Origin of the sequence: Plantibacter sp. VKM Ac-2885, assembly GCF_015351205.1 — a bacterium.
In the GTDB taxonomy this organism is placed as follows: domain Bacteria; phylum Actinomycetota; class Actinomycetes; order Actinomycetales; family Microbacteriaceae; genus Plantibacter; species Plantibacter auratus.
Map to the genome: position 1 here is coordinate 904,603 of NZ_JADKSK010000001.1, position 25,259 is coordinate 929,861.

Here is a 25,259-nt window from a genome sequence, read left to right on the forward strand (position 1 = left end):
GGAACCCGCGACCCTGTCTCAGGAGTCCCCGGGCGCGCCGCCGAGGTCACTCGGCGCCGCGCTCGGATCCTCCTGAGAACGGGTCGTCAGTCGAGGCTCAGAGCTCGAAGGAGAAGCCGAGGTCCTCGGGGTACTCGCCGAGCTCGGTGAGGCCGGTCGCCGCACGCTGGAGGGCGGCGAGCGTCAGGCCGAGGGTGCCGGGGCCGAAGCTGACGCGTGAGACGCCGAGTTCGGCGAGGCGCTTGAGCGGGACCGCGCCGGGGTAGCCGATGACGGAGATGCGTCCGTGCACCTGCTCGATCGCCTTGGCGACAAGCTCCTCCGTACCGAGTCCGAGGAAGAAGACGACGTCTGCACCGGCCTCGAGGTAGGCGTTGGCGCGCGCGACGGCCTCGTCCCACGCCTCGGGGTCGCCGGCGAGGGTGTCGACCCGGGCGTTGATGACGAGCGGGATGCCCGCGTCCTCGGCTCCGGCGCGAGCGGCGGCGACGCGTGCCGCAGCCTCCTCGATCGGGAACTGCGGGGCCTTCGCGGCACCGACGGAGTCCTCGAGGTTGATCCCGACGGCACCCGACTCGACGATGAGGCGGCGGACGTTCTCGCGAACACCGGCCGCGTCGGACGCGTACCCCTTCTCGAAGTCGATCGTCACCGGCAGGTCGACGGCGCCCACGATGATCTTCGCGGCGGCGATCGCCTCGTCGACGTCGAGGCCGCCGCCGTCTTCGAGCCCACGGACGTTCGACACCGAGTGGCTCGCCGAGGCGAGGGCGACGACGCCGGGGGCCTCGGAGACGACCTTCGCGGTGATGGCGTCCCAGACGTTGGTGACGATGAGCGGGGAACCCGGCTCGTGGAGGGAGTTGAGGAGGACGGCTTTGGCATGCTGATCAGTCATGTCCGCAGTCTGCCAGCGGACGTCGGCCGCCCAGCCGACAAGCGTCGAGAATTCAGGGAACGTTCGGGTTGGCTGCGGTTCCCGGCTCGTGTGGGCCGCTCCCGTGACGCAAGACGAGGGCGCTCCGCGCGGCATCCCATGTCGCCGGTGGACCGGGCGGGCAGGATGCCGTGCGTATCATTGGTGGCCGAAGGAAGGCGTTCCCATGACGAAACCGCCGACGGTCTACGACGTCGCGCACCACGCCGGCGTCTCCATCGCCACGGTCTCGCGGGTGCTCAGCCGCCCTGACGACGTGAAACCGGCCACCCGAGACCGCGTGCTCGCCTCGGTCGGCGAACTCGGGTACGTCCCGAGTGGTGCCGCCCGAGGACTCGCCGCGCGCCGCACCGGCGTCATCGGTCTGTTCTTCCAGGGGCTCGACGCGATGGACGACCTCGGGGACATCGCCCTCGAGGGTGACGAGGCGGCGGCCGGGGGAGCGCGCATCGTCCGCGACATCCCGGAGCGGACCGACACGCGGACGCTCAACCTCTACTTCGACGAGGTGCTGCGCGGCTGCGAGCTGGAGTCCTGGCGGAGTGGGTTCGCGCTGCTCGTTGGCGTCGGCCGCGGATCCACGGCGACGCAGACCGTGCGCGACATGGCGGGTCGGGTGGACGGCCTCATGGTGCTGGCCGGGAGCGCGAGCGAGGAGGAGCTCGCGCGCCTGTCGCGGCACGTCCCGATCGTCGTGATGGCGGGGCCCCGGCGCGGCGACGACCTCGACCACGTCTCCGTGAGCAACGCCGAGGGGATGCGCACACTCACGGCGCACCTCATCGACGACCTCGGTGCCCGGGAGCTCGAGTACGTGGCGGGAAGCCTCGGCTCGCCCGATGATGCGGAGCGCTGGAGCGGGTTCCGCGCGGCCCTCGCGGACCGGTCGCTCGAGGCCCCGGAGGAGCCGACCCTCCGCGGCGACTTCACCCGGGAGGGTGGGCGACGGGTCGGTCGGGAGCTGTTCCGACGCGACGGCCTGCCGCGCGCCGTCGTGTGCGCCAACGACCAGATGGCGCTCGGCGTGATCGACGCCGCCAGGATCGCCGGGGTCGCGGTCCCGGAGGAGCTCATCGTCACCGGATTCGACGGCATCGATGCCGGCCGCCTGTCCGCTCCGCGGCTCACGACGGTCCGGCAGCCGATGGAGACGCTCGGCCGGGTCTCCGTGCAGGCGCTCGCCCGTCGCCTCGCCGAGCCGAAGCTGCCCGCGATGTCCGTCCGACTCCCCGTCGAGGTCGTCCTCCGCGAGAGCTCCGAGTCGATCACGTCCTGATCATCCCCTCCCTTCGCGTTCACCATTCAGGAAGCCCGCGGCGTGCCGCGGCGCGTCCGTCCGCCGCGAGGCCGCCGCGCCGAGGCTCTCCTGAATTGCGAACAGGATCGGATGTCCGACACGGGTTGCGCCGGGCAATGTATGCGCTTACACTCAACCGGTACAGACTTCAGCAAGGACGGTGGCGATGACGCACACGACGCACGAGCGGACCAAGGTCCGCAGGCGCAGACGACTCGGAGCAGCGGCGATGATCGCCGCGGCGGCCTTGCTCGTCTCCGGCTGCAGCATCCAGATCAAGAGCGAGCCGGATCCCTCGATCCCGGCCGACACGATGCTGCTGGCCTCCGACAAGGGCACCCCCATGCTCGAGCGGAACTTCAACCCCTACCTCGTGAACAAGCGCTCGGCCTCGAGCTACATCTACGAGCCGCTCGTGATCATCAACGTGCTCGACGGCAAGGAGACGCCGTGGCTCGCCGAGAAGGTCGACCTCCCGGACGCCCGCACGATCGACTACACGATCCGCGACGGCGCCACCTGGTCCGACGGCGAGGCCTTCACCCCTGAGGACGTCAAGTTCACCTTCGACCTCATCAAGCAGTACCCGACGCTCGATCAGAAGGGCGCCTGGCAGCACATCGACACGATCGAGGTGAAGGGCCAGCACGTCATCATGCACCTGCTCGACGACGACGCCCCCGCGGCCGACATCGTCTCGCAGACGCTCATCGTCCCGGAGCACATCTGGAAGGACGTCAAGAGCCCCGACACCTGGCGGAACCCGAACCCGGTCGGCACCGGCCCCTACGTCCTCGGCAACTACACCTCGCAGCAGTACACGATGGACAAGAACGAGACGTACTGGCAGGCCGACAAGATCGAGGTCAACCACCTCGTGATCCCCGCGGCCACCGGCGAACTCGACATCGTCACGAAGGGCTTCGACTGGGCGTACTCGTTCCTGTCGAACGTCGAAGGCACCTGGGGTGCAGCCAACGACCACAACAAGTTCTGGTTCCCGCCGGGAGGCGTGATCGGGCTCGTGCCCAACATGGACGTCGCCCCGTTCGACAACGTCGACGTCCGTCGCGGCATCGCCCTGGCGCTCGATCGCGACAAGATCGCCGACGCAGCGACCGAGGGGTACCTCGGTGCAGCCGGCCAGTCGAGCCTCATGCTCCCCAACCAGGAGGACGAGCTCGACCCGACCCTGCCGAACCAGGGCATGATCACGCAGGACACCGCCGGCGCCCTCGAGGCCTTCGCGGCCGCCGGGTACACCCAGCAGGGTGGCAAGCTCGTCGACGCGGCGGGCAAGCAGTTCAGCTTCTCGATCACGACCGCCAACGGCTACGCGGACTGGCTCCGCGCGGTCCAGGAGGTCCGCAAGGAGCTCGGCGCCCTCGGCATCGACGTGCAGATCAAGCAGCCGCAGCCGCCGGGGTACCAGCAGGCGATCCAGAGCGGCGCCTTCGAGGTCGCCATGGGTGGCATGGGCAACGGCATCATGTTCCAGGGCTTCAACAACAGCTTCAACAGTGAGTTCGCGAAGCCGATCGGCGAGACGACGTCCAGCAACTTTGGTCGCTACCGCAACCCACAGATGGACCAGCTGCTCGCCCAGTACAAGGAGACGACCGACGAGGCGACCCGTCTCGGGCTGAGTCACCAGATGCAGCAGATCGTCTACAGCGACTTCCCGGTCATCGGCATGTACTACGGCGGACTCTGGGGCCTCTACAACGACAAGAAGTTCACCGGCTGGCCCGATGCGGACAACCCCTACGCACCGCTGCAGACCTACGACCAGACCCCGCTCCTCGTGTTCACGCACCTCAAGCTCCGGAAGGACGGTGAGTGACCGTGTACATGGTGCGCAAACTCGGCCTCTTCGTCCTCACCCTGTGGGCGGCGGTCACGCTGAACTTCCTCCTGCCGCGGCTCATGCCCGGCTCCCCGACCGACGCCGCGATCGCGAAGCTCGCGCAGAACGGCCCGGTCTCCGCGGCCACGCGTGCGGCGATCGAGGCCCAACTCGGTGTCCCCGGCGGCAACCTCTGGGAGCAGTACGTCACCTACCTCCACCAGGTCGTCACGCTCGACTTCGGGGTCTCGTACACCTTCTTCCCGCAGTCGGTCGGCGAGCTCATCTGGCAGGCGTTCCCGTACACGATCATCCTGCTCGGGATCGTGACGATCGTCGCCTTCATCCTCGGCACCCTCATCGGTGTGCTCGCGGCCTGGCGCCGGAACACCTGGCTCGACGCCCTGCCGACGCTGAGCGGCACCTTCGCCAGCACGTTCCCGTACTTCTGGACCGCACTGCTCCTGCTGTTCTTCGCCGGCTACGTGCTCCACTGGTTCCCGACCTCGGGTGCCTTCGGCCCGACGGCCTCGCCCGCGTTCACCTGGGACTTCATCGTCGACGTCGCGTACCACGCGGTGCTGCCGGCGCTGACGATCCTCGTGACGAGCCTCGGTGGCTGGATCATCGGCATGCGCAACGCGATGATCAACACCCTCGGTGACGACTACGTGACCTTCGCCGAGGCGAACGGTCTCCGCGGTCGCACGGTCGCCATCAAGTACGCGGCCCGCAACGCGATCCTCCCGAACCTCACCGGCTTCGGGCTCGCGCTCGGCGGTGTGGTGGGCGGCTCGATCCTCGTGGAGCAGGTCTTCGGGTACCCGGGCATCGGCTTCCTCCTGTTCAACGCGGTGATCGGACAGGACTACCCGCTCATGCAGGCGCTGTTCCTGCTCATCACCGTGAGCGTGCTCATCGCCAACTTCCTCGTCGACATCCTGTACGGCGTACTCGACCCAAGGACCCGCCGATGACCACCACACAGCACGTCAAGACACTGCAGTCCGACCAGGCCGTGCGTCCGCCGAGGAAGTTCGCCTTCGTCGGTCGATCGGCGGCGACGCTCTGGGCCAACTGGAAGTCCCGCCTCGGGCTCATCATCCTCGCGTTCTTCATCCTCGTCGCGATCTTCGCCCCGGTGCTCGCACCGTACGGCGCGAGCCAGGACGGGTTCCCCCGGAACGCCGACTCGAGCCCCGAGCACTGGTTCGGGACGACGGCGGCGGGCGAGGACGTCCTCAGCCAGCTCATCTACGGCTCGCAGATCAGCGTCACGGTCGGTTTCATCGCCGGCATCCTGTCGACGATCGTCGCGGTCCTGATCGGCCTCAGCTGGGGCTACATCAAGGGCTTCGGCGCCGAGGTCGTGAACTTCATCGTCAACCTGTTCCTCGTGGTGCCCGGCCTGCCGCTCATGATCGTCATCGCCGCGTACCTCCAGAACGGTGGGCTCGTGATGATCGTCGCGGTCATCGTGATCACCGGGTGGGCGTGGGGTGCCCGCGTGCTCCGCAGCCAGACGCAGTCGCTGCGTTCGCGTGACTTCGTGACCGCGGCCCGCTTCTCGGGCGACCGACCGTTCCGCATCGTGTTCAACGAGATCCTGCCGAACATGACGTCCCTCATCGCGGGTGGCTTCTTCGGCGCCGCGACGAGTGCGATCCTCGCGGAGGCCGGCCTCGAGTTCCTCGGCCTCGGCGACTCGTCGATCGTCAGCTGGGGCACCATCCTCTACTGGGCGCAGAACTCCAACGCCCTGCTCACCGGTCAGTGGATCCTCCTCTTCGCCCCCGGTCTCTGCATCGCGCTCCTCGCGATGAGCCTCACCCTCATCAACTTCGGTGTCGACGCGATCAGCAACCCGCGCCTCCGTGAAGGGAAGTCACGATGAACGCCGTCAACCTCCAGGCCGAGAGCGCATCCGCGCCGGCAGCCGGGACCGGAGCGCTCCTCGAGGTCCGCGACCTGTCCGTCGTCTACGAGTCCGTCGGCGCCGCGCCGGTCCAGGCGGTCGACCACGTGTCGTTCTCCGTCGGTGCCGGTGAGTTCATCGGGCTCGTCGGCGAGTCCGGCTCCGGGAAGTCGACGCTCGGCTTCGCGGCCACCCGCTTGCAGAAGCCGCCGGCCCGCATCAACGGCGGGCAGATCCTCTTCGGCGGCAAGGACATCCGCGAGCTCGGCGACGAGGCGCTCCGCGAGCAGCGTCAGGGCGGGTTCGCCATGGTGCTGCAGTCGGGCATGAACGCACTCAACCCGGTCCGCACGATCCGCAACCACTTCGTCGACATCTTCAAGGCGCACGGGCACGTCTCCCGCGACCGCTGGGACGCCCGGATGGCCGAGCTGGTCGGCAAGGTCGGGCTGACGCCGCAGGTGCTCGCCCGTTTCCCCGGTGAGCTGTCCGGCGGCATGCGTCAGCGCGTGTCCATCGCGCTGGCCCTGTCGCTCGAGCCTCGCCTCATGGTGTTCGACGAACCGACCACCGCGCTCGACGTCCTCGTGCAGCACGCGATCATGGACACGATCACGGAGCTGCAGCAGGCCGAGGGGTTCACCGCGATCCTCATCAGCCACGACCTCGGTGTCGTGCTCGAGGCGACGCAGCGTGTGCTCGTCATGCACGAGGGCCGCATCGTCGAGGACGCCCCGAGCCGCGACATCCTCGAGCGTCCGCAGGACCCGTACACGCGGATGCTGCTCAGCCACTACGCCGACCCGCGGGCCGCAGTCGTCGAGCTGCCCGGCTTCCCGTCGCGGGCGAACCGGGGGACTGCTCCGGTGTCCGGCACCACGACGAGCGTCCCGACCGCCACGAGTGCGAGCTCCGAGTCGGGCAAGGCCTCGTCGCGCGCCGGTCGCTCGGCCGAGTCGGCGGTCATCGTCGACGCCGTCTCGAAGGTCTACCCGCCGCCGCGCCGCGGTGAGTCCGCGGTGACGGCCGTCGACGACGTGTCGTTCACGCTCGAACCCGGTCAGTCGCTCGCGCTCGTCGGGGCCTCGGGCTCCGGCAAGTCGACCATCGCGAAGCTCATCACGGGCATCGAGAAGCCGACCTCCGGCGCGGTTCGCTTCGGTGACCTGGACGTCGCCCAGCTGAACCGCAAGGGCATCCGGAACCTGCACAAGAACGTGCAGATGATCTTCCAGGACCCGTATGCGGCGCTCAACCCGCTGCACACGGTCGAGTACACGCTCACCCGGCCGGTGGTGAACTTCACCGGGCTGAAGGGTGACGCGGTGCGCAAGCGCGTGCTCGAACTTCTCGAGACGGTGGGCCTCTCGCCCGTCGAGCAGTTCGCGGCGAAGCTGCCCCACCAGCTCTCCGGTGGACAGCGGCAGCGCGTCGTGATCGCCCGGGCGCTCGCGAGCGACCCGCAGGTGCTCATCGCCGACGAGCCCGTCTCGATGCTCGACGTGTCGCTGCGTGCCGGTGTGCTCGCACTGCTCGAGGACCTGCGCGAGCAGTGGGGCGTCTCGATGCTCTACATCACGCACGACCTGCTGTCGGCGCGACTCGTGACCGACAACATCATGGTCCTCAACCAGGGTCGCGTCGTCGAACGAGGCGAGACCGCGCACGTCCTGCAGCACCCGCAGGATCCGTACACGATCCAGCTGCTCGACGCCGTCCCCAACCCGGCCCGCGCCAAGCGCTGACGCCCGTCCGGTCCCTGCGTTCTCCCCGGTCCCTGCGCCCACCCCTCCCGGTCCCTGAGCTTATCGAAGGGCCCAGTTCCCTCCCGGTCCCTGAGCTTGTCGAAGGGCCACACCCCAACATGAAACAGGAGCAACACCCGTGCTGACCTTCCCCGACGGCTTCCTCTGGGGCGCCGCCACCGCTGCCCACCAGATCGAGGGCAACAACATCAACAGCAACTGGTGGGTGCACGAGCACGAAGCCGGGACGAACATCGTCGAGCCCTCGGGCGACGCGATGGACAGCTACCACCGCTACCGCGAGGACATGCAGCTGCTCGCCGACGCAGGGCTCAACACCTACCGGTTCAGCATCGAGTGGGCGCGGATCGAGCCCGAGCGCGGCATCGTCTCGCGTGCCGAGGTCGACCACTACCGTCGCATGGTCGACACCGCGCACGAGCTGGGACTCAACCCGGTCGTCACGCTCATGCACTTCACGGTGCCGCGCTGGTTCGAGCGCGACGGGTTCTGGCGGGCGAAGGACGCCGCCGACCTCTTCGCGCGGTACACCGAGCTGACCCTGCCGATCGTCGGCGAGGGTGTCGATCACGTCTGCACCATCAACGAGCCGAACATCGCCGCGATGCTCGCCGGTGGTGAGGACGCGGCGAACCTCGTCGCGTACGGCCTGCCGAACCCTGATCTGTTCGTGGCGGACGCGCTTCTCGAGTCGCACAAGCGTTCGCGCGAGGTGCTCTCGCAGGTGTCCGGCCTGAAGTCAGGCTGGACCATCGCGACGCAGGCGTTCCGGTCGAACGGTGAGCCGGGCTCCGACGAGATGCTGCGCGAGTACGGCTACCCGCGTGACGACTGGTACCTCGAGCAGTCCGCCGGTGACGACTTCCTCGGCGTCCAGGCGTACACGCGCACGTTCATCGGGCCGAAGGGTCCGCTGCCCGTCGAGGACGGGGTCGAGACGACGCTCACCGGTTGGGAGTTCTACCCGCCGGCCGCCGCCGAAGGTGTGCGGAGCGCCTGGGAGCTGTCGGGTGGGGTGCCGATCATGATCACCGAGAACGGCATCGCGACCTCAGACGACACCCGTCGGATCGACTACACGGACGGCGCCCTGCGCGAGCTGCACGCCTGCATCCAGGACGGGATCCAGCTCGAGGGGTACCTCCACTGGAGCGCGCTCGACAACTACGAGTGGGCGAGCGGCTTCCGGCCGACCTTCGGCCTCATCGCCGTCGACCGTGAGACCTTCGTGCGCACGCCGAAGCCGAGCCTCGCGTGGCTCGGGAACGTCGCGAAGGCGAACGGCCTCACGGAGTAGCGGAGGTTCGCAATTCAGGACGTCTCCGGCGTGTCCGTCCCCGGAACCCGCTGACGAGTCGCGCCACGCGACGGGTCTCCTGAGTTGTGAACGGAGGGACCGCAGGTTGTCTGTGTCCGCAATTCAGGACGCCTCCGGTGCGGCGCCTCCGATTGCGGTCCGGTTGGCCGCGACGCGCGGTACTGGTCCTGAGTTGTGAACGGAGAGAGCCCCGGGCAGCGATTGCTGCCCGGGGCTCTGTGCATCGTGGTCGGCTGGGGTCCGCATGGGCGGAAGACGCCGGCGACCGGTCAGCGCTCGCTGCGGGGGCCGCGACCGAAGCGACCACGCGGGCCGTGTTCGTGCGCCGTGTGCTCGTCCCGGCCGAAGGCTCGGGCGATGCTCTCGAGGCTGGCGAGCGTCGTCGCGAGGTCCTCGGGCGAGACGGCGTCGGCGACGGTCTGGCGGACCGCGTCGACCTTGGTGCGGAGCGCGTCGTGCGCCTCGCGACCGGCGTCCGTCAGGGTGATGCCGTCGGCGTCGACGATGACCCAGCCGCGGGCGGCGAAGTCCATGACGATGTCCGCGGTCGAGCGACGAGGACCGCGGTGGTGGCCGTGGCCAGGACCGAACGGTGCGCCGCCGGAACGGTGATCACGACCGAAGCCGCGACCGGACTCGCGCCCGCGCCCGAAGGCCCGATCGTGAGCGGGGTGGCGGTGCTCGTGGTCGCCCGGACGCTCGGCGGATGCGGTGTCCGCCGTCGTCTCGGCAGTGCGCTCGGGGCGACCGAAGCCGCGACCGGGGCCGAACCCGCCGCGGCGGCCGAACCGCTCGGGGCCGCGCGGTCCGCGGCGGTGTGGCGGGAGCGAGGCGTCGATCTCCTCGACGCTCGAGGCGCCGGAGGCGATGAGCTCGAGGGTGCGCCAGCTGCGGCGGCCGAGGCCGTCCTCGGCGAGCACCTCGTGCATCGAGTGCTTGACCGCGTGATCGACGGTGCGGAGCCAGAAGCCGAGCGGGCGCTCGGCGGACTGGGTGGTGGACTGCTCTGGGTGAGTCGTTGGGGTGTTCATGGGTGGTCTCCTTATTTGCATGCTCTGTTACATGTAAATGTATAATGACATGTATGTCCGACGATCGTCAAGCGCAGCCCAGCGAACCCACAGCAACCGACCCGGTGGAGATGATCGAGCAGGCCCTCGTCCAGATCCGACGGGACCAGTCAGGTCGTCGCTTCGGCGGACGCGGTGGGCGCGGTGGACCCGGTCATCACCACCACGATGAGCACGGGGGCGGTCATCGGCACGACGCCGTCGGCGGCGCTGAGGACGAACGCGGGCGTGGGCGCGGTCCGGGCTTCGGACCCGGCTTCGGTGGGCCTTGGGGTCCTGGCGGTGGCGCCCGTCACCCGCGCGAGCAGGCGATCGCCCAGGCGGCTCGATTCCGGATGCTGGACGCGCTCGCTCGTGACGAGGCGGCCGGTGGCATGGGGATCAGTGCGCTCGCGGAGTTGATCGGCGTCGACCAGCCCCGCGCGAGCCGGCTCGTGGCCGAAGCGACGAAGCGCGGCGAGGTCGCTCGCGCAGTCGACCCGAACGACGGTCGACGCAGCGTGGTGCAGCTGAGCGCCGCCGGCCGCGCGGTCCTGCAGGAGGCGCACCGGGGTCGACGCGACGCGGTCACGACCGCGCTCTCGGGATTCGCGCCCGAGGAGGCGGCGCAGTTCGCCGCGTACCTCGAGCGCTTCGTCGCCGCGTGGCCGCGCCCCGACACCGACCGGTAGCTCGCCCGCCTGATCCTCGGCCCCGGGTTCGCAATTCAGGAGCGTCCCGGTGAGTCGAGCCGGATCATCCCCTCGGTGGCGGGACGCGCCGGCGTGCGCCTGAGTGCTGCACGATCGGACCCGTCCGGTCCATGCCGTTCGCAATTCAGGAGGAGTCAGGCGTGTCGGTCTGGGGATGGCCGTCTCGCGGCAGAACCGCCAGGGCGCTCCTGAGTTGTGAACCGTGAGGCGGCATCGGGACCCCGCCCTCCCTACTCGGGGCGGAGGCGGAGCTCCTGCATCCCGCCGTCGACGGCGATCGAGGTGCCGGTCGTCGAGCCTGATCGCGGGCTCGCCAGGTAGGCGACGGCACCGGCGACCTCGGTCGCGGCGACGAGTCGGCCATGCGGCTGGCGGGCCTCGAGCGCGGCGCGCTCGGCGGCCGGGTCTGGCGCGCTGTCGAGCAGCCGGCCCACCCACGGGGTGTCGGCCGTGCCCGGGTTGACGCAGTTGACCCGGATGCCCTCGCGCAAGTGGTCAGCGGCCATCGCGCGCGTCAAGGACAGCACGGCGCCCTTCGTCGCCGTGTAGAGCGCGCGCTGGGGGAGTCCCGCCGTCGCGGCGATCGACGCGGTGTTCACGATCGCGGCCGACGGCGACTCGCGCAGGTGCGGGAGGGCTGCGCGCGTCACGCGAGCCATGCCGACGACGTTGATGTCGAAGACGCGGTGCCACTCGTCGTCGTCGTTGGACTCGACGGTCCCCTGTGCGCCGATACCGGCGTTGTTCACGACGATGTCGAGGCGGCCGAACCGTGCGACGACGGCTTCGATGGCCGCACGGACGGAGGCGTCGTCGGCGACGTTCGCCCGCACCGACAGGCGGGTGGCGGAGTCCTCGTCGGGCGACGGGTTCAGGTCGAGGATCGCGACGCTCGCACCATCGGCGGCGAGGCGTTCGACGATGGCGGCGCCGATCCCCGAAGCGCCGCCGGTGACGATCGCGACGAGTCCGTCGAACTCGCCGGTGTCTCCGGCGCTCATGCGCGGGCTCCGAGTGCCTCGGCCGGCTTGGCAGCCGGCGCGATTCCAGGGACCGGGTCGACGAACCGCTGTCGCTGGCGGCCGAGGCCCTCGATCTCGACCTCGCAGACGTCGCCCGGTGCGAGGTAGGGGAAGCGGCCGGAGAGCGCGACGCCCTCGGGTGTGCCGGTCAGGACGAGGTCGCCGGGTTCGAGCTGCAGGTACTGGCTGAGGTGCCAGATGACGGTGGCGACGTCGAAGATGAGGTCGGCCGTACTCGAGTCCTGGCGCGGTTCGCCGTTGACCCAGCTGCGGAGTCGCAGGGCACCGGCGTCGACCTCGTCCGGCGTCACGAGCCAGGGGCCGGTCGGGTTGAAGCCCGGAGCGCACTTGCCCTTCGACCACTGCCCGCCGCTCGCCGCCATCTGGAAGTCGCGCTCCGACACGTCGTTCGCGGTGACGAAGCCGGCGATGCGGCCGAGGGCGTCCTCAAAGCTGTCGAGGTAGGAGGTGCGCTCGCCGATGACGACGCCGAGCTCGACCTCCCAGTCGGTCTTCGTGCTGCCTCGCGGGATGCGGACGTCGTCGTTCGGGCCGACGACCGTGTTGGGCGTCTTCAGGAACATGATCGGGATCTCGGGAGGGGCGGATCCCGACTCCGCTGCATGCGCCGCGTAGTTCATGCCGATGCAGACGACCGCACTCGGCCGGGCGATCGGAGCGCCGATCCGGAGCTCGTCGGCGCCGTCGAGGACGGGGAGCGCACCCGACTCGAGCGCGGCGCGAACGCGGGCGACGCCGCCGCCGGCGAGGAACGCTCCGTCGATGTCGGGGGTGATCGATCGGAGGTCGTAGGCGGTGTCGCCCGCGAACACGACGGGGGTCTCCCCGTCCACGGGGCCGAGTCTGGCGAAGCGCATGCTGGTCCTTCCGGTTCCGCCGGTGCCCGCGTGCGGACCCGGCTCCGTAGCCGATAACGTCTGAACTCTACCGCCCGATCCAGCCGTTGCAACAGGTGATTTGGTCCACGCTGAGCGCATTGACAGCCCAGACATCGGATGTCTAAGCTCGGTGGCACCAGCCCGAAGGAGCATGCCGACGTGAGTACCATCATCGGATTCGAGACGCACGACGTCCGGTTCCCGACCTCGACCACCCTCGACGGCTCGGACGCCATGAACCCCGACCCCGACTACTCCGCCGCCTACCTGCGGCTCGTGACGGACGCGGACGACGGCCACGAGGGCCACGGCTTCGTCTTCACGATCGGACGCGGCAACGACGTCGAGGTCGCAGCGATCCACGCCCTCCGGGAGCACCTCCTCGGTCGCGAGGTCGAGCCCGTGCTCGACGCCCTCGGCGCCTTCTGGCGCGAACTCGTCTACGACTCCCAGCTCCGGTGGCTCGGTCCCGAGAAGGGCGTCATGCACATGGCCATCGGTGCCGTCGTCAACGCGCTCTGGGACCTCAAGGCGAAACGCGCCGGCCTGCCGCTCTGGCGACTACTCGCCTCGATGACGCCGGAGGAGCTCGTCGAGCTCGTCGACTTCCGCTACCTGAGCGACGTCCTCACCCCGGATGACGCCCTCACGATCCTCCGACGCGCCGAACCGGGACGGGAGGCCAGGATCGAGGCCCTGCTCGCAGCCGGGTACCCCGCCTACACGACCACGCCCGGGTGGCTCGGCTACTCCGACGAGAAGCTCGACCGCCTGTGTCGCGAAGCGGTCGCTGACGGATTCACACAGGTCAAACTCAAGGTCGGCGGGAACGTGGAAGACGACGTCCGTCGCCTCGCCATCGCCCGGAACGCCGTGGGACCCGACATCCGGATCGCCGTCGACGCCAACCAGCGGTGGGACGTCGCGGAGGCGATCGACTGGATGTCGCGACTCGCCCCCTACGACATCGCCTGGATCGAGGAGCCGACGAGCCCCGACGACATCCTCGGCCACGCGGCGATCGCCCGCGGCGTCGCCCCGATCCCGGTCGCGACCGGCGAGCACATGGCCAACCGCATCATGTTCAAGCAGTTCCTGCAGGCCGACGCCCTCCAGGTGCTTCAGATCGACTCCACGCGGGTCGCCGGCGTGAACGAGAACATCACGATCCTCCTCCTGGCCGCGAAGTTCGGTGTCCCGGTCTGCCCGCACGCCGGTGGCGTCGGGCTGTGCGAAGCGGTGCAGCACCTCTCGATGTTCGACTTCATCGCCGTGTCCGGGAGCGAGGATGGACGCATGATCGAATTCGTCGACCACCTGCACGAGCACTTCGTCGAGCCCGTCGAGATCGTTGCCGGCCGATACCGCGCGCCGCTCGCCCCCGGCGGCGGTTCGGAGATGCTCGCGACGTCGATCGCCGAGTTCACCTTCCGGGGCGCCGGTGCCTGACCTGCTCGTCCCGCGGCTCGCGTACGGCGCCGCCAACCTCGGCAACCTCTACCGCGAGCTCAGCGATGAGGAGGCCTGGGCGATCCTCGATGCGGCCTGGGAACACGGCGTCCGCTTCTACGACACGGCTCCGCACTACGGCCTCGGTCTCTCCGAGCGTCGGCTCGGCGCCTTCCTGCGGACGAAACCGCGCGACGAGTACGTCCTGTCCACCAAGGTCGGCCGTCTCCTCGTGCCGAACCCCGCGGGGGAGGGTGCGCTCGACACGGACAACGACTTCGTCGTCCCGGCGACCTTGCGGCGCGAGTGGGACGCGAGTGAGTCGGGCGTGCGGCGCTCGCTCGACGAGTCCCTCGAACGACTCGGACTCGATCACGTCGACGTGCTCTACCTTCACGACCCGGAACGCAACGATCCGGAGTCCGGGATCTCCGAGGGGATACCGGCGCTCGCCGCCCTCCGCGACGAAGGACTCGTCGGGGCGGTCGGGATCGGGTCGATGGACGTCGCCGCTCTGCTCGCCGCGGTGCGCACGGGCCTGACCGATCTCATCATGATCGCCGGTCGGTACACGCTCGCCGAGCAACCAGCGGGCGCGGAGGTGCTGCCCGCCTGCCTGGAACACGGCGTCGGTGTGGTCGCCGCCTCGGTGTTCAACTCCGGCCTGCTGGCCCGCGCCGTCCCCGACCGCGACGGACGCTACGAGTACGGTGCCGTCCCGCCGGAGGTCTTCGACCGCGCCGTCGACATCGCCGAGATCTGCCGTCGGTTCGAGGTCGAACTGCCCGCGGCCGCCCTCCAGTTCCCGCTCCGCCACCCCGCCGTGCGGACGGTCGCGGTCGGTGCCTCGCGGCCGGAGCAGATGATCCAGAACGTGGAGCGCTTCGAGGCGCCGATCCCCGAGACCTTCTGGACGGAGCTGCGCACCAGAGGGCTGCTCGGCTGATGCGGACGATCGACGCGCACCTCCATCTGTGGAATCGCGCCGACGGGTATCACTGGCTCGCTTCGGCCGACGAGGCACTTCGCGAGGACTTCACGCCGGAGCGCGCGGCCGCGGAGCTGCAGGCGGCCGGCGTCGATGCGGCGATCCTCGTCCAGGCCGACGACACGGAGCTCGACACGATGTCCATGCTCAGCGCATCGGACGCTTTCAGTTGGGTCGCCGGCGTCGTCGGCTGGGTGCCGATCGACGATGCGAAGCGGGCCGAGGCACTGCTCGACCGTTGGGGCGCGCATCCACGGTTCCGCGGCGTTCGTCAGCTGCTGCACGACGACCCCCGGGACGGCCTGCTCCTGGCCGCCCCCGCGCGCCGGTTGGCGGCGCTCCTCGCGGACCGTGGGCTTCCGTTCGACCTCCCGAACGCCTTCCCGCGCCTGCTCAGCGACGCCACCGAACTCGCGCGGCTGGAGGACGGGCTGACGATCGTCGTCGACCACCTCGCGAAGCCGCCGCGCGACGATCAGGCCTTCGGACGATGGGCGACCGAGCTGGCCGCGGCGGCGGCGTCACCGAACGTGGTCGCCAAGGTGTCGGGCCTGAACCGAGCCGGTCGGCCGTTCGTGGCGGCCGATGTGCGTCGGGCCTGGGACACCGCACTCGCCTGCTTCGGGCCCGAGCGGTTGATGCTCGGCGGCGACTGGCCGATGACCGTCACGAGCGGCGGGTACGGTGCGGTCTGGCACGAGCTGTCCGGTCTCGTCGACGAGTTGTCGCCGTCGGAACGCGATGCACTGCGTGGCGGGACGGCGACGCGCGTCTACCGGCTCGACCGCCGTGGGCCGGTCGGCGTCGACGGACTGACATGATCAGGCAGGCGGATGGACGCGGAACCATGACGAGGAGGTCACCATGCTGACAGGGATCGACCCGGTGCTGAGCGGCGAACTGCTGCTGCACCTGGACGCGATGGGACATTCGGACGCGGTGGTGATCGCCGACGCGCACTTCCCGGCCGCCCGGCTCGGCGAACGCGTCGTCGTGCTGCCGACGCTGTCGACGCCGGAGGTCCTCCGAGCGGTTCGCACGGTGATCCCGCTCGACGACGAGCCCGTGCTCGACCTCATGACGAGTGCCGACGGCACGGTGCTCGACGTCCAGCGGGAACTCATCGCCGCCGCCGGCACGACCGAGGGCGCCGTGCGCTTCGTCGACCGGTTCGCCTACTACGACGAGGCCGCCACGGCGTTCCTCATCATCCGCACGGGCGAGACCAGGAAGTACGGGAACGTCACCCTGCGGAAGGGGCTCGTGCTCCCAGGCGCCTGACCCGACCGTGGGCTACGGTCGCTCACCAGCAGAGCGCGACGATCGCGGCACCGACGACGGCGTAGATCCCCGAGAGGACCTGCCGACCGCGGGTGCGGGGTTCGACCGCGGTCTCGACCGTCGCCCCGTGCTCGTCGAGCGCGCGCTTCGGCTTGGGTGCGTGCCAGGGGAGTGAGCGCCAGCGCAGGGCGGCTCCGGCGAGTCCGAAGCCGACGATCGCGACGGCGATGACCCACGCCCAGGACCAGATGCCGACCGGCGCGGCGAGGGCGCGGACCAGGGCGAGGATCACGATGCTGTCCACCGCGTCGACGACCAGTCGGTAGCGCTCGGTCGCCGCCCAGCGTCCCGTACTCCACGCGTGGACGACCTGGAGTGCGAGGATCCACGCGATGACCAGGGCGACGACTGCGGGGATCAGGATCTCGATCATCGTGCTGCTCCGATCTGCTCGAGGAGGGCGACCCCGGCCGCGTCGACCGACTCCTGGGTCGCTGAGACGAGGACCACCGTGGTGCCGGTCGCCGGGACGACGCCGACGAAGGACGCGAAGCCGCCCGTGGCGCCGTTGTGCCAGACGAGGTCCTCGCCGTCGATCGCCTTCCGATCGGTGATCCAGGCCCAGCCGATCTCGCGATCGCCGAACGCCGCCTGTGGGTCGAGTGCCTCGATGCCCGGCGCGCTACCGTCGGCCAGTCGCTCCGCGAAGCGGGCGAGATCCTCCGTGTCAGAGCGGATGCCACCGGCAGGCCCGATCGCCGTGCCGGTCCATGCTGCGGCGGTCCGTCCGCCGGCGGTCTCACCGAGGAGGTCGCGGTCGCCCAGGTCTGCTGCATCGCTCACGGGGCTGGTCGAGTCGAGTCCCATCGGACCGGTGATCCGTTCCTCGAGGAGGTCGGCGTAGCTGGTGCCGGCTGCCGAGCCGAGGGCGGCACCGAGCAGTTCGAAACCGAGGTTGGAGTAGGTGCCCTTCGGGGTGTCGAGGGACGCGGACCGCGCCTGCTCGAGCAGCTGGTCGAGGTCCTCGCCGTACGGATTCGCCGTCGTGAGCGCGAACCACGTCGAGGAGAGGATCGTCGAGAGGTCGATCGGCAGGCGTGGCAGGCCGGAGGTGTGGGTGGCGAGCTGCGCGAGGGTGACGTCCGCCGCTGGCGCGTCGCCCAGTTCGAGGAGGTCACCGAGCCTGGTCTCCGGGGTGACCTCGCCGCGCTCGATCGCGTCGGCGAGCAACAGTCCCGTGAAGGCCTTGCTCACCGATCCGATCTCGAACCGGGTGTCCGGCTGGGCGCCGATCGTCGCGGTGCGGGTGCCGTCCGGGGTGACGACGACGGCCAGCAGGGCCTTGCGGTCGGGGCCGGCGAGCTCGCGGACGGTGGCCGCGAGTTCAGCGTCGCCCGTCGCCTCGGGGGGAAGCGTCGAGGGCCCTGGCCGGAAGGCGAGCCCGATCGCGAGTGCGACGGCGGTGCTGACGGCGGCGATGACCCAGACCCGTCTGGGTCGGGACGTGCTGCGTGGTGTGGTGGTCATGCGGGGTCCTTCCTGGGGCCGGTGGTCATTCCATGGCGGCGACGGCGACGAGCAGCGGGACGAGTCGCATGGGCGGGACCGCCACCCGTCCGCGGCCGGCGGGTTGCAGCCAGCCGGCGGCCGTCAAGACGCGGACGTGGTGGTAGACCTGGCCGGTCGTCCCGATGCCGTCGAGTTCGCCGAGGTCCGCGAGTGCAGAGGTGCCGTCGGCGACGGCCAGGAGCAGCTGCAGTCGGACGGGGGAGCCGATGGCCGCGAGTCGCGATGCCGCCGTCGCGAGTGGACCGGAGCCTGCTGATTCCGCGGCGTCGGGGTCGTCACCGAGCGCGAGGAGGTCGTCGGTGGCCCTGGCGTACTGCCACTGCACGGGTCCGCCGCCCGCGACGACCGATCCGGTGAAGAGGACCGCCCCGTGCTCGAGCGCCGCCGTGCGCTGTTCGAGCCCACGGAGCGCCCAGAAGGTGTCGTCGGCATCGCCCGTCGCGGACGCGACGTCGTCCGGTCGCTCGGTGGTCGTGTCGTCGTCGGCCGGTCGGGCGAACACGGCGGCTTCGAGACGCGCGAGACGTGCCTCGAGATCGCCGGGATCGATGGTCGTCATGACCCAAGTGTACAAATATCGTAATTACGAAATCAAGCTAGAAGGTCCGATGGCACGAGCGGTGGCGGCGCGTGTCACACCCGCGAGGCGAGCCGCCCCTGCTTCGCGTGCACCGGGATCAGCAGTCCGAGGCCGATGAGCAGCACGAGCACGATCCCGAGGATCCCCCAGAACTGCGCCCCACCGAGCGTGACGAACAGAGCGAAGGCGGTCGGCGCGAGGAAGGACACGGCGCGGCCGGTCGTGGCGTAGAGGCCGAAGACCTCACCCTCGCGGCCCTCGGGGATGATGCGCGCCAGGAACGAGCGGCTCGCCGACTGGGCAGGGCCGACGAACAGGCACAGCATGAGGCCGAAGATCCAGAAGATCGTCGCGCCGCCCTCGTGGAGGAAGAACACGGCGCTTCCCGCGATGACGAGGCCGATGAGCGACGCGACGATGACGGGTTTCGGGCCCACCTTGTCGTCGAGCAGGCCGATCGTGATCGTCGCGATCCCGGCGACGACGTTGGCGGCGATCGCGAAGATGATCACCTCGCCGGGTGAGAAGCCGAAGGTCCCTGCGGCCAGGACGCCACCGAAGGTGAAGACACCGGCGAGCCCGTCGCGGAACACGGCGCTCGCGAGCAGGAAGTAGAGCGTCTGTCGGCTGTCGCGCCAGAGTTCCGCGATGCTCTTGGCGAGCACCCCGTAGGAGGCGAAGAACCCGACGTGCGGCCGGGCGACGGCCTGGGGTGCGTGGTACTCGGGCACCGCGAACAGCACGGGCAGGGCGAAGATCCCGAACCACGCCGCAGACACGAGCATCGCGACGCGGACGTCCATGCCGTCTTCGCCGGTGACGCCGAAGAGTCCGACCTCGGGGGAGATGAAGCCGAAGTACACGATGAGCAGCAGCACGATGCCGCCGATGTACCCCATGCCCCAGCCGAGACCGGAGACCTTGCCGATGGAGGTGGGCGTCGACACCTGGGCGAGCATCGCGTTGTAGTTGACGCCGGCGAACTCGAACACGATGTTGCCGACCGCGAGGAGGACGAGGCCCAGCCAGAGGAAGTTCGGATCGGGGGCGACGAAGAAGAGGAGCGCGGTGATCGCGACGACGACGTAGGTGTTGAAGCCGAGCCAGAACTTCCGCCGCCCGGCGGAGTCCGACCGCTGGCCGACGACCGGCGCGAGGATCGCGATCAGCAGCCCGGCGGCGGCGAGCGCCCACCCGAGGGACGCCGACACTGCGGCCTCCTCGCCGAAGGAGTCGCTCGTCAGATAGACGGTGAACACGAAGGTGGTGACGACGGCGTTGAACGACGCCGAGCCCCAGTCCCACAGGCTCCACGCGAAGATGCGACCCTTGCGACCCGCCTGCGCTTTCACAGCGGCGACCTGCGAGGTGTCGAGGTCGACGGTGGCTGCTGCGGCGTCGGGGGTGACGAGCGGTGGTGGCGGGAAGTTGCGGGGCCGGGATCCGAGACGCGGGGCCTCGTCGCCGGGCCCACCTGTCCGGCCGGTGTCGTCGGTGCCACCTGGGGGAGTCGTGCTCATGCACTGAGGCTAGTGCCGCGTGGTGAACGGGCGGTAGCGCGGAGGGAGGCCCTTGCGGTCGACCATCTTAAACTCTACATTTGAAATATCAAGCAGAGAGGGGTGCTTTGTGGACCACCGGTATTTCCAGTTCAGTCATCCGGAGCTGCCCTTCTACTCGTCTGCGAAGGCACAGCGGCGCGGCGACGGGTTCCAGCCACAAGGTATCCCCGACGACTGGCGGCGCTTCCGGCAAAGCGGCTGGGAGATGTGCGCTCCACCCGACGTGGACCTACCCGTTCAGGGTTGGAAGATTCACGTCTCCGCAACTCCTGACACGGCCGCTGAGACGCTGCAAGCCACGGTTGACGTATGTGTGGCGATGAGCGCGTCGTTCAAGTTCGTTCCGACCCGCGACGGTCTCGTGGCACGAAACTCGAAGAGCGCCGACAGGGCTGCGAGCGGAAAGTTCGTGACTGTCTATCCGTGCGATGCTCATCAACTGGATAGCCTGATTGACACCCTCTCCGCATGTCTCAGCGGTCGGCCAGGACCATTCATCCTGAGCGATGTGAGAATCGGTGACGGTCCGCTGTATCTCCGCTACGGCGGATTCATGCCCCTGATGGTCCCAGATGCAACCGATGAGCCCGTGCTTTCTCTTGTCGGCGATGAGTTCCGACTGACCGCCGACCTTCGCGTTCCGTACTTCGACATGCCTGCCGAGGTCCAGATGACTGACAAAGTACGACACGCCATCAAGATCTTCCGTGAGATGCCTGCCGAGCAATCACCTCTCGATGACTATGACTTGCTCACCCCGCTGAAGTTCTCGAACAGCGGAGGAGTCTACGAGGCGTCGTCAGGTGGAGGGGCCGTCCGCTCGATCGTGAAAGAAGCAAGGCCTCTTGCTGGCCTAGACGCGCGCGGACGCGATGCAGTCGAACGGCTCAACGTCGAGAGTGAAACGCTGTCGCACCTGGCACATCTTGAGATTGCTCCACGGCCCATCCGGATGTTCACCGCTTGGGAACACCGCTTTCTCGAGATGGAGCACATCCCCGGGGAGCCGCTGAGTGCATGGGGGGCGAAAAACTTTCCATTCAGTCGGGAACGCCTGGCCAGTGATGAGCAGTCGCGCTTCGTCGAATGTGTGGATCGCATCATGAGTTCGATCGAACGGTGCGTTGCGATGCTTCATCAGCAGGGAGCGGTTGCTGGTGATCTGCACCCCGGCAACGTCCTTGTGCTTGCCGACCTGTCGGTTCGCCTCATCGACCTCGAGGACGGACGGCAACCGAATAGTCGAACGCGGTCGAGCTTCAACGCGCTGGGTTACGCTCCGCCGGACGGGTACACCGCTGCAGAAGCTGACTGGTTCGCAGTGTCACGTATCGCCGCGTCCCTCTTCCGGGTCAACAGGTCGATCGAGATACTCGCCCCAGGTCACTGGTACAGGACTATAGACATGGTCTCGGCGACGTTTGGCTCGAGGGCAGCGGAAATCATCCGTCGCGCTTGTGTCAAACTGCCGCGTGACTTGACGACTCGGGTCGAACTGACACCGGCCGAGTCGCCATCCGTGTGGGACGTCGAACGGCTGGGAGACCCAGTGACGCGTGATCGACTTGCTCAGGGTATTCTGGCGTCCCGCCGTGCAACGCCCGGCGCACTCTTTCCTGGCGATGTGGCCCAAGCCGACCCGTTCGGAACGGTGAACGTTGCGAACGGGGCTGCCGGAGTGTTGCTCTCCCTGGCGCGCGCGGATGTCGACATCACGTCAGATCTCACTGAATGGCTCGTCGCTGCGGCCGATACCTCGCCTCCCGATACGAAACCCGGTTTGTTCAACGGCCTTGCGGGCGTCGCTGCAGCACTCAGTGAACTTGGTGCACACGATGCAGCGAGGCGCCATATCGATCGCTCATTGCAGGCGCGAGGCAGGACGCGTAGCCTCAACCTGTTCGGCGGACTCGCAGGGATTGGCCTGTCAGCCGTCGGCGCAGCGCTTGAGTATGAAGACTCGGAGTACTTCGAGATTGCGCTGGAGTGCGCCGCCCGCATTTCGGCACAGTTGTTCTCCGACGGTGAATCCAGCGCATCTGAGGCACTCGACCGTCGGGCAGGGCTGTTGTTCGGATGGTCGGGTATCTCCTTGTTCTTGTCCACGCTCGCGCGACACCACGATGACTTCGGCGCAATGCGACTCGCTATCCGAGCAGTCGAGCGCGACCTTTCTCGGACGCGTTCGTACGCTGATGACCTCCTGGGGATTGAGGACACGGAGAACGGGAGAACACTTCCGTATCTTGCTCGAGGCAGCGCGGGGGTTCTTGTGGCAATCGCGCAATTGCAGGACCGTGTCGACCTCGGTGACGACGTCTCCCTTGCGACAGCGGGACTGCGACGCGCCTGCGCGAGCCACACGTACGCGTTCTCTGGTCTCTTCAACGGCCGTGCGGGGATACTCGCAGCGCTCGCGGCTGATCGCGCTCCGCTCGCTACTGACGGCGCCGACTTCCAACGAAGCGCTCTCGCTCACGACGCCTTGTGTTGGAGACGATCGGTGCAGTTTCCCGGAGAGAACTACCTCCGATTGTCCACCGACTTGGCGACTGGAAGTGCAGGTATCCTCGCCGCGCTCACAGCACAACGTCAAAGAGACCTGTCCTGGCTGCCGCTGATGCAGCAGCCAGGGCTGTTCGAGCGAGCGCAGGGTTCGCTCGGTCTTGATCGGAGAGGAGGTGATGAACATGAACAAGGTTCTCGACCTTCAGCGCCGTGATACGCATCGCGGCATCGGAACACTAGGCAGCAACTGGAGCTGGTGGGCCTGCGGCGAAAACCAGCCGGAGAGTTCGGCCAGCCTGTTCGCGTGCGCGGGCGGCTGATGAGGGGGGCTGCTGCGCACACGAGGACATCGAGCGCAGCAGCCCCGATGCTCACGACCGACCTGAGCTGGTGGAGACACCGTGCCTGAACGACGAAAGACACTGCAACGATGAGCCTGGAAGCACGCGATCTCTCCTTCGGCTATTCGCCGCGTCGCCGCGACCCGGTCCACGTGTTGCGGGGGGTGAGTCTTTCTGTAGCCGCCGGTGAGTCGTTGGCGGTCGTCGGGCCCTCGGGATCCGGGAAGTCGACACTCCTGCACTGCCTATCTGGTCTCCGAGCTCCGACACGTGGAAGCGTCGTGGCGTTGGGGACGGAGCTGTCATCCCTGACCGAATGGGGTCGTTCCCGATTCCGGCGGCGGTCCGTCGGCTTCGTGTTCCAGGACTACAACCTGATCCCCTCCATCAACGTGCGGGACAACCTCGCGTTGCCAGCGCTCTTCGCCGGTCGCGCAGCCGGGCGTCAGGCGGTCGCAGATGTCGCCGCGGACATCGGAATGGCGTCGCGCCTCCGGCATCGCCCGGACGAGCTGTCAGGCGGTGAACGGCAGCGCGTCGCGATCGGCCGGGTGTTGCTGTCCCAGGCTGAATTGGTCTTCGCCGACGAACCCACCGGTGCACTCGACACGTCGTCAGGACGGGTCGTGCTCGACCTCCTGTTCGGATCGCTCGGTTCCGAACGCACGATGGTGATGGTGACTCATGACCTCGACGCTGCTGCGCGTGCGGATCGTGTGCTGGTCCTCTGTGACGGTTCCGTCCACGCCGAGCTGACGTCCGCCACCCCGGAAGCGCTCTTGTCCGCCATCGAAACGGCCCGCGCGGACAGTGTCCATACGTCCGTGGAAGCATGACGATGGCCGGTCTCGTTCTCCGCACACTCCAGCAGCAGTGGCGGGTGTGGATCTCCCTGCTCCTGTTCCTGGCACTCGCGAACGCGCTCCTTGTCAGCGTGGGAGTGCTCGTGGAGGTCGCCGATCGGCTGCCCGTCCGGGAACAGCGCATCGTCCGGAATCTGAGCACGCCGATGTACGGGATGGCCTCGCTCGCCGTCCTCGTCATCACCTCCAGCGCGGTCTCCTTGGCGGTGCAACTCCAGCGTCGACCGTTCGCGACTTGGAAGCTCGCGGGGATGTCGTCAGTGCGGATCGCCGGCGTCCTGGTATCGCAGCTGATCGTGCTCGGGACCGTGGGCGGAGCGCTCGGGCTGCCGCTGGCCCTATTGGTCGCGCCGCGGTTCACCGCCTGGGTCCTGCAGGCCAACGCGGTCACCGCGATCGTCGTTGCCCCGGCGAGCACGCTGGCGCTCCTGTCGACCTGGGCACTAATCATCGGCATCCTGTTGCTCGCCGGTCTGCGAGGCGTCGGCTCGATCCTCCGGGTACCGGCGGTCGACGCGGTCCTGAGCGCAGATGTCGTCCGCAGTCGCCCGACCGCGTTCAGGCTCGCGCTCAGCCTGGTCATCTCGGCGGCGGTCCTCGCAATGGCGGCCGGAATGGTCGGCTCGGCGAGCGGCGACGTGTCCAGTCGGCTCGGGCTCCTGGTCGGCCTCGCGATGCTCCTGTCGTTGCTGATCATCCCGCTGATCGCGCTGCACGTCTCGCGGGTCACTGCGCTGTTCCTCGCAGCGTGGACGTGGATCGTCCCACGTCGATGGTCGACCGCTTGGTACCTCGCGCGTCGCGGCTGCGCCTTCCGCTTGGACCGTGTAGGCGTCTCCCTCGTTCCGCTCTACGTCGCGGTCGCCCTCGCGAGTTCGATCTACACCGTGTTCGAGACCGCCGATTCCGCCAGGAGGGCGGCCGGGCTTGTGCCCGCCGGCGAGCACGGTATCAACCACTCCGGCGTCTGGACCATTCTCGGTCCGACGGTCGTCCTGGCGATCGCCGGCACCGCGACGGTCGTGGTGATGGCTGCTCGTGAGCGAACGCACGAGCGGGCGCTGCTGGCTGTGGGCGGCGTCAGTCACCGCTCGATCGTCGGGGCCGGCATCGTCGAAGCCTTCATGTATGCCGTGACCGCGACGTTTCTCGGGCTCCTGACGGCAGCGGCTGTCTCAGTGGTGGAGGCTGAGGCGTTCGGTCGCCTCGAAACGGGGGCGCGCCCCGTGCTCGCCGTCGTGCCAGGCCTCGCAGTCGGCGCTGCAGGTTTCTGTGTGCTGGCCGCCGCCCTCGCTTTGCCCGCGGCGCTGGAGCATCGTCGGTCGGCGGTGGACAGGCTCGCTCGCTGAAGGTTCG

Annotated in this window: 23 protein-coding genes; 15 read left to right on the forward strand and 8 right to left on the reverse strand. The window is 68.7% G+C overall.

All coding sequences use genetic code 11. From position 1 onward, the window contains the following. Positions 1-97: 97 nt before the first annotated feature. Complete coding sequence (locus ITJ66_RS04465; RefSeq protein WP_064297138.1) at positions 98-898, reverse strand: isocitrate lyase/phosphoenolpyruvate mutase family protein; 801 nt, start codon at positions 896-898, stop codon at positions 98-100. 205 nt (positions 899-1,103) lie between these two features. Here ITJ66_RS04465 and ITJ66_RS04470 point away from each other — a divergent pair, with 205 nt between their 5' ends. The 6 genes from ITJ66_RS04470 (at position 1,104) to ITJ66_RS04495 (ending at position 9,058) form a co-directional block, all read left to right on the forward strand. Then, complete coding sequence (locus tag ITJ66_RS04470; RefSeq protein WP_121291487.1) at positions 1,104-2,213, forward strand: LacI family DNA-binding transcriptional regulator; 1,110 nt, start codon at positions 1,104-1,106, stop codon at positions 2,211-2,213. A gap of 187 nt (positions 2,214-2,400) precedes the next feature. After that, positions 2,401-4,077, forward strand: coding sequence for an ABC transporter substrate-binding protein (locus ITJ66_RS04475; protein WP_086473023.1), 1,677 nt, complete (start codon positions 2,401-2,403; stop codon positions 4,075-4,077). An 8-nt stretch (positions 4,078-4,085) separates the two neighbouring features. After that, entirely contained in the window at positions 4,086-5,057 is a 972-nt protein-coding gene (locus tag ITJ66_RS04480) for an ABC transporter permease (protein ID WP_085512196.1), read from the forward strand. Continuing rightward, positions 5,054-5,974, forward strand: a complete 921-nt coding sequence (locus tag ITJ66_RS04485; RefSeq protein WP_137242417.1) for an ABC transporter permease — start codon at positions 5,054-5,056, stop codon at positions 5,972-5,974. The genes ITJ66_RS04480 and ITJ66_RS04485 overlap by 4 nt, the downstream gene beginning before the upstream one ends. Continuing rightward, positions 5,971-7,740 (forward strand): ABC transporter ATP-binding protein, encoded by a 1,770-nt coding sequence (locus ITJ66_RS04490; RefSeq protein WP_071261828.1) that lies wholly within the window; start codon positions 5,971-5,973, stop codon positions 7,738-7,740. The genes ITJ66_RS04485 and ITJ66_RS04490 overlap by 4 nt, the downstream gene beginning before the upstream one ends. A 139-nt stretch (positions 7,741-7,879) precedes the next feature. Then, on the forward strand, positions 7,880-9,058 hold the full coding sequence (locus ITJ66_RS04495; protein ID WP_124768561.1) for a glycoside hydrolase family 1 protein: 1,179 nt from the start codon (positions 7,880-7,882) through the stop codon (positions 9,056-9,058). Between the two features lie 290 nt (positions 9,059-9,348). Here ITJ66_RS04495 and ITJ66_RS04500 read toward each other — a convergent pair whose 3' ends face one another. Next, complete coding sequence (locus ITJ66_RS04500; protein ID WP_194643702.1) at positions 9,349-10,110, reverse strand: hypothetical protein; 762 nt, start codon at positions 10,108-10,110, stop codon at positions 9,349-9,351. A gap of 53 nt (positions 10,111-10,163) precedes the next feature. Here ITJ66_RS04500 and ITJ66_RS04505 point away from each other — a divergent pair, with 53 nt between their 5' ends. Next, complete coding sequence (locus ITJ66_RS04505) at positions 10,164-10,820, forward strand: MarR family winged helix-turn-helix transcriptional regulator (protein WP_228501478.1); 657 nt, start codon at positions 10,164-10,166, stop codon at positions 10,818-10,820. A 251-nt stretch (positions 10,821-11,071) separates the two neighbouring features. Here ITJ66_RS04505 and ITJ66_RS04510 read toward each other — a convergent pair whose 3' ends face one another. Both ITJ66_RS04510 and ITJ66_RS04515 read right to left on the reverse strand, forming a co-directional pair. Then, complete coding sequence (locus ITJ66_RS04510; protein WP_194643704.1) at positions 11,072-11,842, reverse strand: SDR family NAD(P)-dependent oxidoreductase; 771 nt, start codon at positions 11,840-11,842, stop codon at positions 11,072-11,074. Continuing rightward, positions 11,839-12,741 carry a fumarylacetoacetate hydrolase family protein gene (locus tag ITJ66_RS04515; protein ID WP_194643706.1) on the reverse strand — a complete coding sequence of 301 codons (903 nt, stop codon included), beginning with the start codon at positions 12,739-12,741 and terminating at the stop codon, positions 11,839-11,841. Before ITJ66_RS04515 ends, ITJ66_RS04510 begins: the two co-directional genes overlap by 4 nt. Positions 12,742-12,921: 180 nt before the next feature. Between ITJ66_RS04515 and ITJ66_RS04520 the strand changes: the two genes are divergently transcribed. From ITJ66_RS04520 to ITJ66_RS04535, 4 genes are read left to right on the forward strand one after another with little or no spacing between them, the layout of a single operon-like run. Continuing rightward, on the forward strand, positions 12,922-14,211 hold the full coding sequence (locus ITJ66_RS04520) for an L-fuconate dehydratase (protein WP_192019296.1): 1,290 nt from the start codon (positions 12,922-12,924) through the stop codon (positions 14,209-14,211). After that, entirely contained in the window at positions 14,204-15,157 is a 954-nt protein-coding gene (locus tag ITJ66_RS04525; protein ID WP_194643708.1) for an aldo/keto reductase, read from the forward strand. Before ITJ66_RS04520 ends, ITJ66_RS04525 begins: the two co-directional genes overlap by 8 nt. Beyond that, positions 15,157-16,020: an amidohydrolase gene (locus ITJ66_RS04530; RefSeq protein ID WP_137242409.1), complete on the forward strand. Its 864-nt coding sequence runs from the start codon at positions 15,157-15,159 to the stop codon at positions 16,018-16,020. Before ITJ66_RS04525 ends, ITJ66_RS04530 begins: the two co-directional genes overlap by 1 nt. Before the next feature lie 43 nt (positions 16,021-16,063). Continuing rightward, positions 16,064-16,480 (forward strand): RbsD/FucU family protein, encoded by a 417-nt coding sequence (locus ITJ66_RS04535; RefSeq protein WP_194643710.1) that lies wholly within the window; start codon positions 16,064-16,066, stop codon positions 16,478-16,480. A 22-nt stretch (positions 16,481-16,502) separates the two neighbouring features. Here the strand turns inward: ITJ66_RS04535 and ITJ66_RS04540 are convergent, their stop codons facing one another. From ITJ66_RS04540 to ITJ66_RS04555, 4 genes are all read right to left on the reverse strand, one after another. Continuing rightward, the gene (locus tag ITJ66_RS04540) at positions 16,503-16,913 is read right to left on the reverse strand and encodes a hypothetical protein (protein WP_194643712.1); all 411 of its coding nucleotides are present in this window, start codon (positions 16,911-16,913) and stop codon (positions 16,503-16,505) included. Further along, entirely contained in the window at positions 16,910-18,007 is a 1,098-nt protein-coding gene (locus ITJ66_RS04545; RefSeq protein WP_194643714.1) for a serine hydrolase, read from the reverse strand. Before ITJ66_RS04545 ends, ITJ66_RS04540 begins: the two co-directional genes overlap by 4 nt. 25 nt (positions 18,008-18,032) lie before the next feature. Further along, entirely contained in the window at positions 18,033-18,608 is a 576-nt protein-coding gene (locus tag ITJ66_RS04550) for a winged helix-turn-helix domain-containing protein (protein WP_191940398.1), read from the reverse strand. A gap of 74 nt (positions 18,609-18,682) precedes the next feature. Then, positions 18,683-20,149 (reverse strand): MFS transporter, encoded by a 1,467-nt coding sequence (locus tag ITJ66_RS04555; RefSeq protein ID WP_194643716.1) that lies wholly within the window; start codon positions 20,147-20,149, stop codon positions 18,683-18,685. A gap of 109 nt (positions 20,150-20,258) precedes the next feature. Between ITJ66_RS04555 and lanKC the strand changes: the two genes are divergently transcribed. From lanKC to ITJ66_RS04575, 4 genes are all read left to right on the forward strand, one after another. After that, positions 20,259-22,913 carry a class III lanthionine synthetase LanKC gene (gene lanKC, locus ITJ66_RS04560; RefSeq protein ID WP_194643718.1) on the forward strand — a complete coding sequence of 885 codons (2,655 nt, stop codon included), beginning with the start codon at positions 20,259-20,261 and terminating at the stop codon, positions 22,911-22,913. Next, entirely contained in the window at positions 22,882-23,019 is a 138-nt protein-coding gene (locus ITJ66_RS04565; RefSeq protein WP_194643720.1) for a hypothetical protein, read from the forward strand. Before lanKC ends, ITJ66_RS04565 begins: the two co-directional genes overlap by 32 nt. A 110-nt stretch (positions 23,020-23,129) precedes the next feature. After that, the gene (locus tag ITJ66_RS04570) at positions 23,130-23,876 is read left to right on the forward strand and encodes an ABC transporter ATP-binding protein (protein ID WP_191940400.1); all 747 of its coding nucleotides are present in this window, start codon (positions 23,130-23,132) and stop codon (positions 23,874-23,876) included. 2 nt (positions 23,877-23,878) lie between these two features. After that, on the forward strand, positions 23,879-25,252 hold the full coding sequence (locus ITJ66_RS04575; RefSeq protein WP_161578558.1) for an FtsX-like permease family protein: 1,374 nt from the start codon (positions 23,879-23,881) through the stop codon (positions 25,250-25,252). Positions 25,253-25,259 lie beyond the last annotated feature (7 nt).

Coding starts and splice junctions, on each gene's coding strand:
- ITJ66_RS04465 (WP_064297138.1), bottom strand. CDS start 898: ATGACTGATCAGCATGCCAAAGCCGTCCTCCTCAACTCCCTCCACGAG.
- ITJ66_RS04470 (WP_121291487.1), top strand. CDS start 1,104: ATGACGAAACCGCCGACGGTCTACGACGTCGCGCACCACGCCGGCGTC.
- ITJ66_RS04475 (WP_086473023.1), top strand. CDS start 2,401: ATGACGCACACGACGCACGAGCGGACCAAGGTCCGCAGGCGCAGACGA.
- ITJ66_RS04480 (WP_085512196.1), top strand. CDS start 4,086: ATGGTGCGCAAACTCGGCCTCTTCGTCCTCACCCTGTGGGCGGCGGTC.
- ITJ66_RS04485 (WP_137242417.1), top strand. CDS start 5,054: ATGACCACCACACAGCACGTCAAGACACTGCAGTCCGACCAGGCCGTG.
- ITJ66_RS04490 (WP_071261828.1), top strand. CDS start 5,971: ATGAACGCCGTCAACCTCCAGGCCGAGAGCGCATCCGCGCCGGCAGCC.
- ITJ66_RS04500 (WP_194643702.1), bottom strand. CDS start 10,110: ATGAACACCCCAACGACTCACCCAGAGCAGTCCACCACCCAGTCCGCC.
- ITJ66_RS04505 (WP_228501478.1), top strand. CDS start 10,164: ATGTCCGACGATCGTCAAGCGCAGCCCAGCGAACCCACAGCAACCGAC.
- ITJ66_RS04510 (WP_194643704.1), bottom strand. CDS start 11,842: ATGAGCGCCGGAGACACCGGCGAGTTCGACGGACTCGTCGCGATCGTC.
- ITJ66_RS04515 (WP_194643706.1), bottom strand. CDS start 12,741: ATGCGCTTCGCCAGACTCGGCCCCGTGGACGGGGAGACCCCCGTCGTG.
- ITJ66_RS04530 (WP_137242409.1), top strand. CDS start 15,157: ATGCGGACGATCGACGCGCACCTCCATCTGTGGAATCGCGCCGACGGG.
- ITJ66_RS04535 (WP_194643710.1), top strand. CDS start 16,064: ATGCTGACAGGGATCGACCCGGTGCTGAGCGGCGAACTGCTGCTGCAC.
- ITJ66_RS04540 (WP_194643712.1), bottom strand. CDS start 16,913: ATGATCGAGATCCTGATCCCCGCAGTCGTCGCCCTGGTCATCGCGTGG.
- ITJ66_RS04545 (WP_194643714.1), bottom strand. CDS start 18,007: ATGACCACCACACCACGCAGCACGTCCCGACCCAGACGGGTCTGGGTC.
- ITJ66_RS04550 (WP_191940398.1), bottom strand. CDS start 18,608: ATGACGACCATCGATCCCGGCGATCTCGAGGCACGTCTCGCGCGTCTC.
- ITJ66_RS04555 (WP_194643716.1), bottom strand. CDS start 20,149: ATGAGCACGACTCCCCCAGGTGGCACCGACGACACCGGCCGGACAGGT.
- ITJ66_RS04565 (WP_194643720.1), top strand. CDS start 22,882: ATGAACAAGGTTCTCGACCTTCAGCGCCGTGATACGCATCGCGGCATC.
- ITJ66_RS04570 (WP_191940400.1), top strand. CDS start 23,130: ATGAGCCTGGAAGCACGCGATCTCTCCTTCGGCTATTCGCCGCGTCGC.
- ITJ66_RS04575 (WP_161578558.1), top strand. CDS start 23,879: ATGGCCGGTCTCGTTCTCCGCACACTCCAGCAGCAGTGGCGGGTGTGG.